The 15,906-nt window shown below is 41.0% G+C and carries 14 protein-coding genes; all 14 read left to right on the top strand.

Annotation, left to right across the window (positions count from 1 at the left end; all coding sequences use genetic code 11):
* Nucleotides 1-36 precede the first annotated feature (36 nt).
* The 14 genes from dprA (at nt 37) to rseP (ending at nt 15,736) form a co-directional block, all read left to right on the top strand.
* A complete protein-coding gene (gene dprA, locus QNN06_RS10825; protein ID WP_213116342.1) occupies nt 37-915 on the top strand; it encodes a DNA-processing protein DprA in 879 nt (292 codons plus the stop codon).
* A gap of 317 nt (nt 916-1,232) precedes the next feature.
* Nucleotides 1,233-3,311 carry a type I DNA topoisomerase gene (gene topA / locus QNN06_RS10830; protein ID WP_213116341.1) on the top strand — a complete coding sequence of 693 codons (2,079 nt, stop codon included), beginning with the start codon at nt 1,233-1,235 and terminating at the stop codon, nt 3,309-3,311.
* A gap of 151 nt (nt 3,312-3,462) precedes the next feature.
* Entirely contained in the window at nt 3,463-4,767 is a 1,305-nt protein-coding gene (gene trmFO, locus QNN06_RS10835) for an FADH(2)-oxidizing methylenetetrahydrofolate--tRNA-(uracil(54)-C(5))-methyltransferase TrmFO (RefSeq protein ID WP_284037548.1), read from the top strand.
* A 326-nt stretch (nt 4,768-5,093) separates the two neighbouring features.
* Nucleotides 5,094-5,636: an ATP-dependent protease subunit HslV gene (gene hslV / locus QNN06_RS10840; protein WP_213116339.1), complete on the top strand. Its 543-nt coding sequence runs from the start codon at nt 5,094-5,096 to the stop codon at nt 5,634-5,636.
* A gap of 19 nt (nt 5,637-5,655) precedes the next feature.
* Nucleotides 5,656-7,059, top strand: coding sequence for an ATP-dependent protease ATPase subunit HslU (gene hslU / locus QNN06_RS10845; protein WP_213116338.1), 1,404 nt, complete (start codon nt 5,656-5,658; stop codon nt 7,057-7,059).
* Between the two features lie 89 nt (nt 7,060-7,148).
* Entirely contained in the window at nt 7,149-7,928 is a 780-nt protein-coding gene (gene codY, locus QNN06_RS10850) for a GTP-sensing pleiotropic transcriptional regulator CodY (RefSeq protein WP_213116337.1), read from the top strand.
* A 192-nt stretch (nt 7,929-8,120) separates the two neighbouring features.
* Nucleotides 8,121-8,825 carry a 30S ribosomal protein S2 gene (gene rpsB / locus QNN06_RS10855; protein WP_213116336.1) on the top strand — a complete coding sequence of 235 codons (705 nt, stop codon included), beginning with the start codon at nt 8,121-8,123 and terminating at the stop codon, nt 8,823-8,825.
* Nucleotides 8,826-9,081: 256 nt separating this feature from the next.
* Complete coding sequence (tsf, locus tag QNN06_RS10860) at nt 9,082-9,966, top strand: translation elongation factor Ts (RefSeq protein ID WP_213116335.1); 885 nt, start codon at nt 9,082-9,084, stop codon at nt 9,964-9,966.
* A gap of 118 nt (nt 9,967-10,084) precedes the next feature.
* The gene (gene pyrH, locus QNN06_RS10865) at nt 10,085-10,810 is read left to right on the top strand and encodes a UMP kinase (protein WP_213116334.1); all 726 of its coding nucleotides are present in this window, start codon (nt 10,085-10,087) and stop codon (nt 10,808-10,810) included.
* The gene (gene frr, locus QNN06_RS10870) at nt 10,810-11,367 is read left to right on the top strand and encodes a ribosome recycling factor (protein WP_213116333.1); all 558 of its coding nucleotides are present in this window, start codon (nt 10,810-10,812) and stop codon (nt 11,365-11,367) included. Before pyrH ends, frr begins: the two co-directional genes overlap by 1 nt.
* A 248-nt stretch (nt 11,368-11,615) precedes the next feature.
* The gene (locus tag QNN06_RS10875; RefSeq protein WP_213116332.1) at nt 11,616-12,392 is read left to right on the top strand and encodes an undecaprenyl pyrophosphate synthase; all 777 of its coding nucleotides are present in this window, start codon (nt 11,616-11,618) and stop codon (nt 12,390-12,392) included.
* A gap of 32 nt (nt 12,393-12,424) precedes the next feature.
* The gene (locus tag QNN06_RS10880) at nt 12,425-13,213 is read left to right on the top strand and encodes a phosphatidate cytidylyltransferase (protein WP_213116331.1); all 789 of its coding nucleotides are present in this window, start codon (nt 12,425-12,427) and stop codon (nt 13,211-13,213) included.
* 30 nt (nt 13,214-13,243) lie between these two features.
* Nucleotides 13,244-14,386 (top strand): 1-deoxy-D-xylulose-5-phosphate reductoisomerase, encoded by a 1,143-nt coding sequence (dxr, locus tag QNN06_RS10885; RefSeq protein WP_213116330.1) that lies wholly within the window; start codon nt 13,244-13,246, stop codon nt 14,384-14,386.
* Between the two features lie 87 nt (nt 14,387-14,473).
* Nucleotides 14,474-15,736, top strand: coding sequence for an RIP metalloprotease RseP (rseP, locus tag QNN06_RS10890; RefSeq protein ID WP_213116329.1), 1,263 nt, complete (start codon nt 14,474-14,476; stop codon nt 15,734-15,736).
* Nucleotides 15,737-15,906: the final 170 nt, after the last annotated feature.

Consider the following 15,906-nt stretch of genomic DNA (forward strand, 5'->3'; position numbering starts at 1 on the left):
TTCTGTTTAAAAAATTTAAAATGGAGGAAATTAACAGTGAATGAGTTTACTGAAAAACTAATATCCCTGCTTCATTATCCTGATATATCGTGGCATACGATCTATCAAATATTAAAAAGAGACCCGGGACTTGAATCTCTAAAATCCTATCAACAAACAGATCAATTGAGCATGTTCCCTCCTCCGGCCTCCGCCATTGCTGCATACCCTGCAACCGAACCCTTTTATCCCGAAATCATTTATGATCAAATCCGCCAATACAAAACAAATGATATCTCCGTCATCACCGTATTTGACCCGCTGTATCCCCGTTATTTAAAAGAAATTTATCAGCCTCCTTGGGCAATCTTCGCCAAAGGTGACTTATCTCTGCTTGAGAAAGAGCCGAAATTAGCTGTGGTTGGTTCTAGGCAAGCGACCCAGTACGGAAAAAATGCCATCCGTTTAATTTTCCCGGAATTAATTGATAATGGATTGCTAATTGTCAGCGGTTTAGCGAAAGGTATTGATACACTCGCCCATGAATACGCTATTAAAAATGGAGGAAAGACGATTGCTGTGATTGCCGGAGGCCTGTACCATATTTATCCAAAGGAAAATATGAATCTGGCATTGGAAATGATGAAAACACAGCTTGTACTGTCCGAATACCCCCCGGATACACAGCCGCAGAGATGGCATTTTCCAGCGCGAAACCGAATCATTAGTGGAATGTCCCGGGGAACATTTATTATAGAAGCAAAAAGGAAAAGCGGCTCATTAATAACCGCCAACTATGCCGTTAATGAGGGCAGAGACGTTTTTTCGCTTCCTGGAAGCATTTTTAATCCCTATTCAATCGGGGCAAATGAACTTATTCAGCAAGGAGCAAAACTTGTCACAAAAGCCGGGGATATATTAGAGGAAATAAGATAAAACTGTATTTTATTGAATAAATTTTTAATTTTTGCAGGGTTTTTTGTATAAATGAAGAAAAGTTAGGATAAAAAGGTTGAAATAATTTCTAATATGTATTACATTTTCCAACATAAGTTCAAAAACTAGAATGAGACAATACTATTGAAAGTATTATATAAATAATTTGGGATATGGGAGTTTTGGAAAGTATTTCTTGAAGCAAAGTTGTCATAACTAGAATTTAGAAAACTTCTCAAAAAAATCGAGCATCTTAGAAGCAGGCTTTTGCCAGATTCGAGGCGCTTTCACACTTTCCCTCTTAAGGAGGAACATACATGTCGGAGTTTCTTGTCATCGTTGAATCGCCTGCAAAAGCGAAAACGATTGAGCGATATTTAGGAAAAAAATATAAAGTAAAAGCATCAATGGGACACGTTAGAGATTTGCCGCGCAGTCAAACGGGGGTTGATGTTAACAACGGTTTTGAACCGAAATATATTACGATACGCGGGAAAGGCCCTGTTTTAAAGGAATTAAAGACAGCAGCCAAAAAAGCCAAAAAGATTTATCTGGCGGCCGACCCCGATCGTGAAGGAGAAGCAATCGCTTGGCATTTGGCGCATAGCCTTGATGTGGATATTAACTCGGACTGCCGGGTAGTATTTAATGAAATCACCAAGGATGCCATCCAGGAATCCTTTAAACATCCACGGCCAATCAATAAAGACTTGGTGGATGCACAGCAGGCCCGCAGAATTCTTGACCGCCTGGTGGGCTATAATATCAGTCCGCTGTTATGGAAAAAAGTCAAAAAAGGGTTAAGTGCGGGAAGAGTCCAATCGGTTTCTGTCAGATTGATTATTGACCGGGAAAATGAAATTAAAGCCTTCATTCCAGAAGAATATTGGACGATTGACGGCGAATTTTTAAAGGGGAAAGATCAATTCAGTGCTTCGTTTCATAGTCTTGTAGGACAGAATAAAACAGAAGTAAGCTCTGAAGAAGATGTGCAAAAGATTCTGCAGCAAATGGAGGGAAACAAGTTCACGGTCATTGCCGTAACAAAAAAAGAGCGGCGCAGAAATCCTGCCCCGCCATTTATAACCTCCTCCCTGCAGCAAGAAGCAGCCAGAAAATTAAACTTTAGGGCCAAAAAGACCATGATGCTGGCCCAGCAGCTGTACGAAGGAATCGAACTTGGCAAAGAAGGGACAGTCGGTTTGATTACCTATATGAGAACAGATTCCACCAGGATTTCTGAAATAGCTCAGGAAGAAGCGGCTAATTATATCAAGGCTGAATATGGGGAGCAATTTCTAAAAACAGAGCAAAGGAAAGAGAAGAAACAGACAAATGCTCAGGATGCGCATGAAGCGATTCGGCCGACCAGCACATTCAGAGATCCGAGCAGTTTGAAGGAGTTCCTTTCAAGAGATCAACTGCGTTTATATAAATTAATTTGGGAACGATTCTTAGCCAGTCAAATGGCCCAAGCTGTAATGGATACAATGAGTGTTGATTTACAAAATGGCAATGCGGTGTTTCGGGCTACTGGTTCGAAAATAAAGTTCCCCGGATTTATGAAGCTATATGTTGAAGGTACGGATGATCAAGTGGAGGAATCCAACAAAATGCTTCCTGACCTCAATGAAGGGGATGAAGTTTTCCAGAAGGATGTTGAGCCGAAACAGCATTTCACACAGCCGCCGCCTCGGTATACGGAGGCAAGGCTTGTAAAGACGCTTGAGGAACTTGGAATCGGCAGGCCTTCTACCTATGCCCCAACGCTCGATACCATTCAAAAACGGGGCTATGTAGCACTCGACAATAAGCGTTTTGTTCCGACGGAGCTTGGAGAAATTGTCCACGAATTAATGGTCGAGTTTTTTCCGGAGATTGTGAATGTGGAGTTTACCGCCAAAATGGAACAAGATTTGGATAATGTTGAAGAAGGAAAAACACCCTGGGTAAAGATCATCGATGAATTCTATCAGGATTTTGAAGTTCACCTAAAAAAAGCGGAAAAGGAAATGCAGGAAGTTGAAATCAAAGACGAACCTGCCGGTGAAGACTGTGAAAATTGCGGCAGCCCGATGGTGTTTAAAATGGGCCGCTACGGCAAATTCATGGCTTGCAGTAATTTCCCGGACTGCCGGAACACAAAACCGATTGTTAAAGAAATCGGCGTTACCTGTCCTACTTGTAAAGAGGGAACAATCGTTGAAAGAAAAAGTAAGAAAAAGAGATTGTTCTATGGCTGCAGCCGCTTCCCAGAGTGCGATTTCCTATCATGGGATAAGCCGCTTCCTAGAAACTGTCCAAAATGTGAGGGACTCCTTGTCGAGAAAAAACTCAAAAAGGGTGTCCAAGTCCAATGTGTATCCTGTGACTATAAAGAAGAACCGCAAAGCTAAGGAGTGGGAAATATTCCACTCTTTTTAATTTTTTTGAACATAAAACTTTTTTGTTTGTCATTCGTATAGTAAAATGCAAGATGGACTGAATTCGAGGGAATGGTAAAAAGTAAGGACATATTTAATATTTGAATGTTTCAGGAGGATTAACATGGATATAACAGTAAACGTTGTAGGTGCCGGTTTGGCAGGCAGCGAAGCAGCGTGGCAGCTCGCCAAGCGCGGTGTAAAGGTACGTCTTTACGAAATGAGACCAGTCAAACAAACTCCAGCCCATCATACAGATAAATTTGCCGAACTGGTCTGCAGTAACTCGCTTAGAGCTAATACATTAACAAATGCAGTCGGTGTATTAAAAGAAGAAATGAGAAGGCTTGATTCCGTTATTATCGCTGCTGCTGATGCCTGCAGTGTTCCGGCCGGAGGGGCATTGGCTGTTGACCGTCATGAATTTGCGGCAAAAGTTACCGAAATGGTGAAAAACCATGAAAATGTGACAGTCATCCATGAAGAAGTCACAGATATTCCGGAAGGACTAACGGTCATCGCAACTGGCCCACTAACAAGTCCGGATTTATCGGCCAAACTGAAAAGTTTAACAAATGAAGACTATTTATATTTTTATGATGCAGCGGCACCGATTATCGAAAAAGACAGCATTGACATGGATAAAGTTTATTTAAAATCCCGCTATGATAAAGGGGAGGCAGCATATTTAAATTGTCCGATGACGGAAGAGGAATTCGATCGTTTTTATGAAGCTTTGGTCTCAGCTGAAACCGTCCCTTTAAAGGAATTTGAAAAGGAAATCTTTTTCGAAGGCTGCATGCCGATTGAAGTAATGGCAGCAAGAGGGAAGAAAACCATGCTCTTCGGTCCATTAAAGCCAGTCGGGCTAGAGGATCCAAAGACAGGTAAAAGACCCTTCGCAGTTGTTCAGTTAAGGCAGGACGATGCAGCAGGTACACTGTATAATATTGTTGGTTTTCAAACCCATTTAAAGTGGGGCCCGCAGAAGGAAGTGCTTCAATTAATACCAGGTCTTGAAAATGCTGAAATTGTTCGCTATGGAGTAATGCATCGCAATACCTTTATCAATTCACCAAAAGTGCTAAAAGCAACTTACCAATTCAGAAACCAGGAAAATTTATTTTTCGCTGGACAAATGACGGGTGTTGAAGGGTATGTGGAATCTGCTGCGAGCGGTTTAATCGCGGGAATTAATGCTGCAAGGCTCGCGACGGGAATGGAAACTGTAGAATTCCCTGCTGAAACGGCAATCGGCAGTATGGCACGTTATATTACTTCTGCAAACCCGAAAAATTTCCAGCCGATGAATGCCAATTTTGGATTATTTCCAGAACTGCCTATGAAAATAAAAGGAAAGCAAGAACGGAATTTGCAGCATGCAAATAGAGCGTTGGAAACAATTCAGAACTTTGTGAAGGTTTTGTAAAATTTATTGCAAGGGCTATCGAATTGTGATACTATTTAGAAGCCCTTGTGATAGAAAATGTTGATAATTGTGAATGTTTTGTTAACATTTTCGATTCGTTATTTACAACTGGACAGGAATTGCGCAAAATACTAAGGGACTTATTCAGCTTTATTTTAGTGATTTTGTTATGTTCATAGCTGAGCAAAAGGTGAAGAAAAATGTATAGAAAAAAACATCCCGGGGTATAAATGAATACAGTTTTCATAATTATCTTGTAAGGGTTTTTTTACATACTTTGTTTTGAACTAAAAGAAAAAACTCCAAAAATGAAGGAGGATATCTTAATGGAACAATTTCATGCCACCACGATATTTGCCATCCATCATAATGGCGAATGCTCAATGTCAGGTGATGGCCAAGTTACCATGGGCAACGCTGTTGTGATGAAACATACAGCTCGTAAGGTTAGAAAGATATTTAATGGGAAGGTATTGGCAGGCTTTGCTGGTTCTGTAGCAGATGCTTTTACTCTTTTTGAATTGTTTGAAGGAAAGTTAGAGGAATTTAACGGGAATCTTCAAAGAGCAGCAGTTGAGCTTGCAAAAGAGTGGCGAAGTGATAAAGTCCTAAGAAAACTGGAAGCTATGCTGATTGTGATGAATCGTGAAAGTTTGCTGCTTGTGTCCGGCACAGGTGAAGTTATTGAGCCCGATGATGGAATTCTTGCAATTGGATCAGGCGGGAACTATGCATTATCAGCAGGTCGCTCATTAAAGAAATATGCCGGAGATCATTTATCGGCTAGGGAAATTGCGAAAGCATCGTTAGAAATCGCTGCTGAAATCTGCGTCTATACAAACCATAATATTATCGTGGAAGAGCTATAGCGGGAAGGAGCTAAAAATAATGGTCAGAACAACCAATTTAACCCCCCGGCAAATTGTTGAAAAGCTGGATCAATATATTATCGGCCAAAAGGATGCGAAGAAAGCCGTTGCGGTAGCCCTAAGAAACCGATACAGAAGGGGCCTTCTGGACGATAAGCTTCGAGATGAAATTATCCCTAAAAATATCTTAATGATTGGCCCGACTGGAGTTGGGAAAACGGAAATTGCCCGGAGAATTGCCAAGCTTGTCGGTGCACCATTTATTAAGGTGGAAGCAACGAAGTTTACCGAAGTCGGTTACGTCGGTCGTGATGTAGAATCCATGGTTCGTGATTTGGCAGAAACATCTGTCCGTCTTGTAAAGGAAGAACGGATGCTAAGCGTGAAAGAACGTGCTGAAGAAAATGCAAACAGCAGACTTGTTGACCTATTGGTTCCATCAGCAAAAAAATCATCTAACTATAAAAACCCGCTCGAAATGTTATTTGGCGGCGGGAACACTGCAAACGAGCAGGAAACACACCAAGAGGATTTTTCTGTCCAGGAAAAAAGAAAGATTGTCAAAGAAAGATTGGCTCTTGGTCAAATGGAGGATGAAATTGTCACGGTTGAAGTGGAAGAGCAGGCGCCTTCCATGTTTGACATGCTCCAAGGCTCAGGTATAGAACAAATGGGGATGAATATGCAGGATGCCCTAAGCAGCTTCATGCCGAAAAAGCGCAAAAAAAGAAAACTTACTGTTCGAGAAGCAAGAAAAGTATTAACGAGTGAAGAAGCTGCGAAGCTGATTGATATGGATGAAGTAACATCAGAAGCCATTTATCGCGCTGAGCAAAACGGAATCATTTTTATTGATGAAATTGATAAAATAGCCAGCAAAAATCATGGCGGCTCATCGGCTGATGTTTCCAGAGAAGGTGTGCAAAGGGACATTCTGCCAGTGGTTGAAGGTTCCACGGTGGTAACAAAATTTGGCCCGATTAAAACCGACCATGTCTTATTCATTGCGGCGGGTGCCTTTCATATGGCGAAGCCTTCCGATTTGATCCCGGAATTGCAAGGGCGTTTTCCAATCCGGGTGGAATTGACAAAGCTTACAGTCGAGGACTTCTTTAGGATTTTAATCGAACCAGACAATGCCTTAATTAAGCAATATCAGGCATTATTGGAAACAGAGGGTATACAAATTGAATTTTCTGACGAAGCTATTCGTAGAATAGCTGAAGTAGCATTTGAAGTGAATCAAAATACCGACAATATCGGTGCCAGACGGCTTCACACGATCCTCGAAAAACTATTAGAGGATCTATCCTTCGAAGCGCCGGATATTACGATGGATAAAATCACCATAACACCTCAATATGTTGACGAGAAGCTAGGCGCTATATCGAAAAACAAAGATTTGAGTCAATTTATTCTTTAAGTTCTTATCTTGTTACCTAATACGTTGCAAAAATCGTATTACCAATAAAAATTTAATAATGGTTGTAGTTATTTAGGAGGAAGAAACAGATGGATTTACTTACAAAAACAAGAAGAATTAATATTTTGTTGCAAAAGGCAGCAGGCAAACCGGTAAACTTTAAAGAAATGGCAGCAACATTAAGTGAAACCATTGAAGCAAATGTTTACATCGTCAGCCGCCGTGGGAAATTGCTTGGTATTACTATTTATCAGCAAATCGAAAACGAACGTATGAAAAAAATGTTCGAGGATCGTCAATTTCCGGAAGAATACACAAACAATTTGTTCTCAATTACCGAAACATCCCCGAATTTAGATGTGGATAGTCAATATACAGCTTTCCCTGTGGAAAATAAGGATTTATTCCAGGAAGGTTTAACAACAATTGTTCCGATTATTGGCGGCGGTGAACGTCTTGGTACTTTGATCCTGGCAAGATTGCATGATAAGTTCAATGATGACGATTTAATCTTAGCTGAATATGGTGCAACTGTTGTTGGAATGGAAATCCTTCGTGAAAAATCCGAGGAAATTGAAGAGGAAGCACGAAGCAAAGCTGTTGTGCAAATGGCCATCAGCTCCTTATCTTACAGTGAGCTAGAAGCCATTGAACATATTTTTGAAGAGCTAAACGGTAATGAAGGGTTATTAGTCGCTTCAAAAATTGCAGACCGTGTAGGAATTACCCGCTCCGTTATTGTTAACGCTTTAAGAAAGCTCGAAAGCGCTGGAGTTATTGAATCCCGCTCCCTTGGAATGAAAGGAACTTACATTAAAGTTCTTAATGACAAGTTCTTGGTCGAGCTTGAAAAATTAAAATCACATTAATGTTTTAATGGATTCCCGGCAGGAGCCGGGAATTTTTTTTGAAACAAAACCTTGATTGTTTAATGGCCATGTGCTATATTATTTCATGGTGTTATTACACACGCTTGTTGATTTAGGCAGATGGTGCTTAACTTTAAGTCCTGCTTAAAGATGAGATAAGCGGAGGAAAACAAACCATTAGGAGGAAAAAACATGTCAGTCATTTCTATGAAGCAATTGCTTGAAGCTGGTGTACATTTCGGACACCAAACTCGCCGTTGGAACCCAAAGATGAAGAAATATATCTTCACAGAGCGTAACGGCATCTACATCATCGACCTTCAAAAGACAGTTAAGAAGGTAGAAGAAGCTTATAACTGGGTTAAGGAACTTGCTGCAGAAGGCGGTACAGTCCTTTTCGTTGGTACAAAGAAACAAGCTCAAGATTCTGTTAAAGAAGAAGCAGCTCGTTCTGGTATGTACTATGTTAACCAACGTTGGTTAGGTGGTACATTAACAAACTTTGAAACAATTCAAAAGCGTATCGGCCGCTTAAAAGATATTGAAAGAATGTCAGAAGACGGTACTTTTGAAGTATTACCTAAGAAAGAAGTTGTTCAACTTAAGAAAGAACAAGAACGCCTTGAGAAATTCTTAGGCGGAATCAAAGATATGAAACAGCTTCCAGATGCATTGTTCATCATCGACCCTCGTAAAGAGCGCATTGCAGTAGCAGAAGCTAAGAAATTGAACATTCCTATCGTAGGTATCGTTGATACAAACTGCGATCCGGATGAAATCGATGTTGTTATCCCAGCAAACGACGACGCAATCCGTGCTGTTAAATTATTAACTGGCAAAATGGCGGATGCTATCTTAGAAGCAAAACAAGGCGAAGAAGTAGCTGTAGAAGCATAGAAAAGCGGAAGCGCCTTGATCAGCCCCGACAAGCATAAGACAAGCCGGCAGGAAGGTTGCTTTTTAACCTTCATGACGGATTGGCTTATGACCTCGAGGGGCTAGGCGCTGGAGCTGGACAGTTCAAATAGCCAGAACTAATAAAAGGTGATAAGAGGGAGACCCTTTATCACCTTTTTTTAGAGAATGAAAGTTTAACCCGGGTCTCATTGGTAAAGATATGAATACATAGTTAATTGAAGGAGGATATTAAATTATGGCAATTACTGCTCAAATGGTTAAAGAATTACGTGAAAAAACTGGCGCAGGTATGCTTGATTGCAAAAAAGCGTTGACAGAATCAGACGGTGACATGGACAAAGCCATTGACTACCTACGCGAAAAAGGTATCGCAAAAGCTGCGAAGAAAGCAGACCGTATTGCGGCAGAAGGCTTAACTTCCATTTCAACAAATGGCAACGATGCTGTTATCCTAGAAGTAAACTCCGAAACTGACTTCGTTGCGAAAAACGAGGGCTTCCAAACACTTGTAAAGGAGCTTGCTGAACATTTACTTAAGAACAAGCCTGCTACAGTGGAAGAAGCATTAACTCAAACAATGGAAAACGGCGCAACAGTTGATGCTCATATCAATGCGGCAATCGCAAAGATCGGCGAAAAACTGTCTCTTCGCCGCTTTACAGTAGTTTCTAAGACTGACAATGATGCATTTGGTGCTTACCTTCATATGGGCGGACGCATTTCTGTATTAACTGTTCTTGAAGGTACTACAGAAGCAGATGCTGCAAAAGATGTTTCTATGCACATCGCTGCGTTAAATCCTAAATATGTTTCTCGTGACCAAGTGTCTCAAGAAGAAGTTGAGCATGAGCGTCAAGTATTAACTCAGCAAGCCCTTAACGAAGGCAAGCCTGAAAATATCGTGACTAAAATGGTTGAAGGCCGCCTCGGCAAATACTTTGAAGATGTTTGTGTTCTTGACCAGGCATTCGTTAAAAATCCTGATCAAAAGGTTCGCCAATTTGTTGAATCTAAGGGCGCTACAATCCGTGAATTCATTCGCTACGAAGTAGGCGAAGGTATCGAAAAGCGTGAAGATAACTTTGCTGAAGAAGTAATGAACCAAGTGAATAAAAAATAGTCAATTATTCTCGGGCTAACAGGTTTGAAGTTTTTGTAATTGATGTTTGAATAGGGGACACGCTGTGTTCCCTATTTTTTAAGACGAAAAAAAGTTAGAATTTTTTATGGAGGTTTATATGAGCGGTCCTAAGTACAAACGCGTTGTGTTAAAATTAAGCGGAGAGGCTCTTGCTGGTGATTCGGGCTTTGGAATTAAACCATCTATCATCAAATCAATTGCCACTCAAGTAAAGGAAATTGCTGAGCTTGATGTAGAAGTGGCCGTAGTTGTCGGCGGCGGCAACATCTGGCGTGGTAAAATTGGCAGTGAAATGGGGATGGACCGGGCAACTGCCGATTATATGGGGATGTTGGCAACAGTAATGAACTCTCTTGCCTTACAAGACAGTTTAGAGCACTTAGGGATTGAATCACGGGTACAAACCTCAATTGAAATGCGCCAAGTTGCAGAACCATACATAAGACGCCGTGCAATCAGACACTTGGAGAAGAAACGGGTAGTCATTTTTGCAGCAGGAACTGGAAATCCGTACTTTTCGACAGATACAACAGCTGCTTTAAGAGCCGCGGAAATTGATGCGGAAGTTATCTTGATGGCGAAGAATAATGTCGATGGTGTTTATTCTGCTGACCCACGTGTTGATTCCAACGCTGTAAAATATGATGACCTTTCATTCCTGGATGTTTTAAAGGAAGGCTTGGCAGTTATGGATTCAACAGCATCATCCCTATGTATGGATAATGATATTCCACTAATTGTTTTTTCTATCATGGAGCAGGGCAATATCAAAAGGGCCGTTATGGGTGAAAAAATCGGAACGATTGTTAGGGGGAAAAACTAATGGCAAAAGAAGTCATCAATTCCGCAAAAGAAAGAATGACAAAAGGAATTCAAGCTTATACTCGCGAGCTTGCCAGCATTCGTGCCGGCAGAGCGAGTGCTTCGCTTTTAGATCGAATTACGGTCGATTATTACGGTGCGCCAACGCCTGTTAATCAGCTGGCGGGAATCTCGACTCCTGAAGCCCGGCTATTGGTCATCCAGCCATATGATAAAACGATCCTTGGCGATATTGAAAAAGCGATTCTGAAATCTGATTTAGGCTTAAATCCTTCCAATGATGGTTCCATCATTCGGCTTGCAATTCCTCAATTAACAGAGGAGCGCCGTAAAGAATTGGTAAAAGTGGTGAAAAAGGAATCAGAAGAAGCGAAAATCGCGATCCGCAACGTTCGCCGCGATGCCAACGATGAGTTGAAAAAGCTTGAAAAAAATGGTGAAATCACAGAAGACGCCCTGCGCGGTTACTCTGATGATATTCAAAAACTTACCGATGACCACATCCATAAAATTGATCAAATCACAAAAGATAAAGAAAAAGAAATTATGGAAGTGTAACTTAAATAGTTAAGAATGACCCTCTTTTTAGGGGGTTTTTTCACTATTAATAGAAAAAATTTAAAATACATAAGTTAGGATTGTTTGACATTATTCTTAATTCTTTCTATTTTACATAGTATGAAATGAGATATCTTTTTTCTTTTTTGGTATGATATAGGCATGCTGGATTCCAATCTATTACATACTATAACAAGTTCGATGAAGTTTATTATCGGAGGAAAGCTAATAATGGAGGAGCGCTTGCCATGTTAAATAAAATAAAAATCTGGAAGAACCAAAATAACTCTTCCACACTCCGAGATAAAATTGAAGGAATTAAAAAATTGCCGGTACCGGAACATGTGGCCATTATTATGGATGGAAATGGCCGATGGGCTAAAAAACGGGCACTGCCGCGCATTGCCGGTCATCATGAAGGAATGAAGGTTGTCCGAAAAACAACTATGCTGGCCAATGACCTTGGGCTAAAAGTGCTGACATTGTATGCTTTTTCAACAGAGAATTGGAAAAGGCCAAAAAATGAAGTGGATTATATTATGAAGCTTCCAGAGGAATTCCTAGGGACCTTCCTTCCAGAATTGGTGGCCAATAATGTTCAAGTGAAAATGATGGGCTATAAGCATCAACTGCCAAAACATACTTTAAATGCCATTGAAAAGGCGATGGAACAAACAAAGAATAATACAGGACTTGTATTAAACTTTGCTTTGAATTATGGAAGCAGGGCTGAGATTCTTGATGCGGTCAAGCAAGTCTTAAATGATTATAATAGTGGCATACTGAAGGAAACCGATTTAAATGAGGAGGCATTTTCCTCCTATCTAATGACTTCCAATTTCAAAGATCCTGACCTATTAATCCGGACAAGCGGCGAAATTCGCTTAAGCAATTTTATGTTATGGCAGTTAGCCTATTCGGAGTTTTGGTTTACTGATGTGTTGTGGCCTGATTTCAGTGAGGATCATTTGTTAGAGGCGATCGAGGTGTTTCAAAAGCGCCAGCGTCGATTTGGAGGTATATAAATTTGCAGTCAAAAAAGGTGTTGAAACAGTAAATGAAACAAAGAATTATTACAGGAGTCGTAGCAGCGGCACTTTTTTTGCCAATTGTATTTTACGGCGGGCTTCCGTTCGTATTATTGACTTATTTGCTCGCAACCATTGGACTATATGAACTATTAAGGATGAAGGGCTTGAGCATCTTTTCTCCATACGGGTTCCTTTCTCTGCTTTTCCTTTGGGTTATTTTATTCCCTGCACAATATAATGAAATAATGGCGGACTTTTACTATTCAAAAACGGAGCTAGGCATTGCGTTTATCCTATTGTTATTGACCTATACAGTCATTACAAAAAATAGTTTTACTTTTGAGGATGCCGCTTTTACAGTGCTTTCGGCAATTTATACAGGTATTGGTTTTTATTATTTCATGGAAACGCGAGAAGCTGGTCTTGTGTATATTTTTTATTCCTTATTCATCATTTGGGCAACGGACTCAGGGGCTTACTTTATTGGTAAGGCAATGGGCAAGAAGAAATTATGGCCGGAAATCAGTCCTAACAAAACGGTTGAAGGCTCGATTGGCGGTATTATTTGTGCCGCTGTAGTGGCTATTTTGTTTGGTGTTTTTGGCGAAATGAATGCAGGGATTGTAACACTAATAGGCATGACCATCGTTCTATCTGTTTTTGGACAAATCGGGGACCTTGTCCAATCTGCCTATAAACGCCATTTTAATGTAAAGGATTCAGGGACCATTTTACCGGGACATGGAGGCATTCTAGACCGGTTTGACAGTTTATTATTTGTGTTGCCATTATTGCATTTTTTCCACCTTTGGTAAAAAGGCTTTTCTTTTTAGGAGTTGACTAGTTTGAAGACAATTAGCTTACTGGGGGCGACCGGGTCCATCGGTACCCAAACCATGGATATTATCCGGGAGCACTCTGAAGAGTTTAAATTAGCTGCCATTTCCGTTGGCAAAAACATCGATTTAACGCGAAAAATAATTGCGGAATTTCAGCCTGAGCTTGTTTCTGTACAAACGATGGCTGATTATAATACATTAAAAGCAGAATTCCCGAAAAACAAGTTTACGTTTGGCGAGGAAGGGCTAATTGAGGCAGCGGTTTATGACAAGTCCGATATTCTTGTCAATGCCGTTCTCGGCAGCGTAGGGTTAAACCCGACTCTGCAGGCGATTGAATGCGGGAAAACAATAGCCATTGCCAATAAAGAAACGCTGGTGACGGCCGGACATTTAGTGATTGAAGCAGCGAAGAAAAATAATGTGGCACTTCTCCCGGTAGACAGCGAGCATTCGGCCATTTTTCAAGCGCTGCAAGGAGAGAAAGAGAAAAACATTGAACGCTTAATTCTAACTGCCTCCGGCGGCAGCTTCCGTGACCGCGCCCGCAGTGAACTAGAGAAAGTGACAGTTGAGGAAGCATTAAATCATCCTAACTGGTCGATGGGTGCGAAAATCACGATTGATTCGGCAACCATGATGAATAAGGGACTCGAAGTAATAGAAGCGCATTGGCTGTTTTCACTCAGTTATGAAAAAATTGATGTATTGCTTCACAAGGAAAGTATTATTCATTCCATGGTCGAATTCCATGATACAAGCGTGATTGCACAGCTGGGAACACCGGATATGAGAGTACCTATCCAATTTGCGCTCACCTATCCGGATCGTTTGCCTCTTACCACAGGGAACCGCTTAAATTTGGCGCAAATTGGCACCCTTCATTTCCAGGAAATGGACATGGAAAGGTTCCGCTGTTTGAAGTTTGCCTATGAAGCTGGGAAAATCGGTGGAACGATGCCAACTGTTTTGAATGCAGCAAATGAAGCGGCAGTCGCAGCATTCCTAGAAGGAAAGATTCGCTTCCTGCAAATAGAAGACTTGATTGAGCAGGCATTAAGCGCTCATCAAACAACCAAAAATCCGAGTCTAAGTGTAATCCAAGAGGTTGACAAGGAAACGCGACAGTTTGTAAATTCATTGCTATAAAGTTAATAAGCGCCTTGACCAAGGGCGACAGACAGATATTGAGGTCTAAAGGTACTTTCTAAACCAAATAAAAAGGTGGTTTTATTATTGAGTACAGTCATTGCCTTTATTGTGATATTTGGCGCACTCGTTTTTTTTCATGAATTAGGACATTTTATATTTGCAAAACGGGCAGGCATCCTTTGCCGCGAATTTGCGATTGGGATGGGTCCGAAGGTTTTTTCCCACCAAAAAGGGGAAACCACATACACTATTCGTCTATTGCCAATCGGCGGATTTGTTCGAATGGCTGGCGAAGATCCGGAAATGGTTGAAATAAAACCTGGCTATAGAATTGGACTATTATTTGATAAGAACGGCCAAGCAACCAAGCTTATCTTGAATAATAAAGAAAAGTATCCAAATTGCCGTATTGTTGAGGTTGAATATGCAGATATTGAAAAGGACCTAATCATCAAAGGGTACCCAGAGGATGACGATGAAAATTTGCAAACCTTTACGATTCATCCAAAGGCAGTCATTGTTGAAAATGGCGTGGCATCACAAATCGCACCATTGGATCGGCAATTTGCTTCTAAAACGTTAGGACAAAGATTTATGGCCATCTTTGCGGGCCCGATGATGAATTTTGTATTGGCATTTGTAGTATTTATTATCATTGCTTTATTGCAGGGAGTACCGACTAACGATCCGAAACTGGGTGAGATTACCTCGGATGGTGCCGCGAAGGCAGCAGGACTACAAAAAGGGGATATTGTCCAAAGTATCGATGGCTCTGAAATTAGCAGCTGGTCTGATGTTGTTGAAATTATCCGCAAAAATCCAAACGAAAAGCTTGATTTTTCAATTGTACGTAACGGAAAGGAAATGGATATATCAGTTACGCCTAATGAGAAAACGGTGGAAGGCAAAAAAATGGGGATTATCGGTGTTTACAGCCCAGTTGAAAAGTCGCCAGTCCAAGCCGTTACAGCAGGCGCCAAAGAAACCTATTTCTGGACAACGCAGATTTTTGTTATGCTTGGCAAATTAGTAACCGGACAATTTTCCATTGATGCCTTATCAGGCCCGGTCGGAATTTATGTTTCCACGGATGAAGTGGCCAAATCGGGGATCTTCTACCTCATGAAGTGGGCCGGAATTTTAAGTATCAACCTTGGGATTATGAACTTACTGCCAATCCCGGCATTGGACGGGGGAAGGCTGATGTTCTTCGCAGTAGAGGCAGTTAGAGGCAAACCGATTGACCGTCAAAAGGAAGGAATGGTCCACTTTATCGGCTTCGCTCTGCTAATGCTGCTGATGCTGGTTGTGACCTGGAACGATATCCAAAGATTTTTCTTAAAATAATAAAGAAGGGACCTTTATAAGGCCCCTTCAGATTGTCGAGAAAGGGTATTTTTCTCGGCATTTTTTTTGTCAAAACCTTAATTACTAAACTTTTATTGTTTATTCCTGCTAACTGGCCTGTTGATTTCCGCTCCAGGCACTCGCTTTCCGCGGGGAGGTCCTGAAGCCTC

The sequence above is a fragment of the Neobacillus sp. 114 genome, from assembly GCF_030127045.1.
In the GTDB taxonomy this organism is placed as follows: Bacteria; Bacillota; Bacilli; order Bacillales; family Cytobacillaceae; genus Neobacillus; species Neobacillus rhizophilus.

Bases quoted from the DNA above. Each gene is read 5' to 3' on its own strand.
- topA (WP_213116341.1), top strand. From the start codon at position 1,233: ATGTCGGAGTTTCTTGTCATCGTTGAATCGCCTGCAAAAGCGAAAACG.
- trmFO (WP_284037548.1), top strand. From the start codon at position 3,463: ATGGATATAACAGTAAACGTTGTAGGTGCCGGTTTGGCAGGCAGCGAA.
- hslV (WP_213116339.1), top strand. From the start codon at position 5,094: ATGGAACAATTTCATGCCACCACGATATTTGCCATCCATCATAATGGC.
- hslU (WP_213116338.1), top strand. From the start codon at position 5,656: ATGGTCAGAACAACCAATTTAACCCCCCGGCAAATTGTTGAAAAGCTG.
- codY (WP_213116337.1), top strand. From the start codon at position 7,149: ATGGATTTACTTACAAAAACAAGAAGAATTAATATTTTGTTGCAAAAG.
- rpsB (WP_213116336.1), top strand. From the start codon at position 8,121: ATGTCAGTCATTTCTATGAAGCAATTGCTTGAAGCTGGTGTACATTTC.
- tsf (WP_213116335.1), top strand. From the start codon at position 9,082: ATGGCAATTACTGCTCAAATGGTTAAAGAATTACGTGAAAAAACTGGC.
- pyrH (WP_213116334.1), top strand. From the start codon at position 10,085: ATGAGCGGTCCTAAGTACAAACGCGTTGTGTTAAAATTAAGCGGAGAG.
- frr (WP_213116333.1), top strand. From the start codon at position 10,810: ATGGCAAAAGAAGTCATCAATTCCGCAAAAGAAAGAATGACAAAAGGA.
- QNN06_RS10875 (WP_213116332.1), top strand. From the start codon at position 11,616: ATGTTAAATAAAATAAAAATCTGGAAGAACCAAAATAACTCTTCCACA.
- QNN06_RS10880 (WP_213116331.1), top strand. From the start codon at position 12,425: ATGAAACAAAGAATTATTACAGGAGTCGTAGCAGCGGCACTTTTTTTG.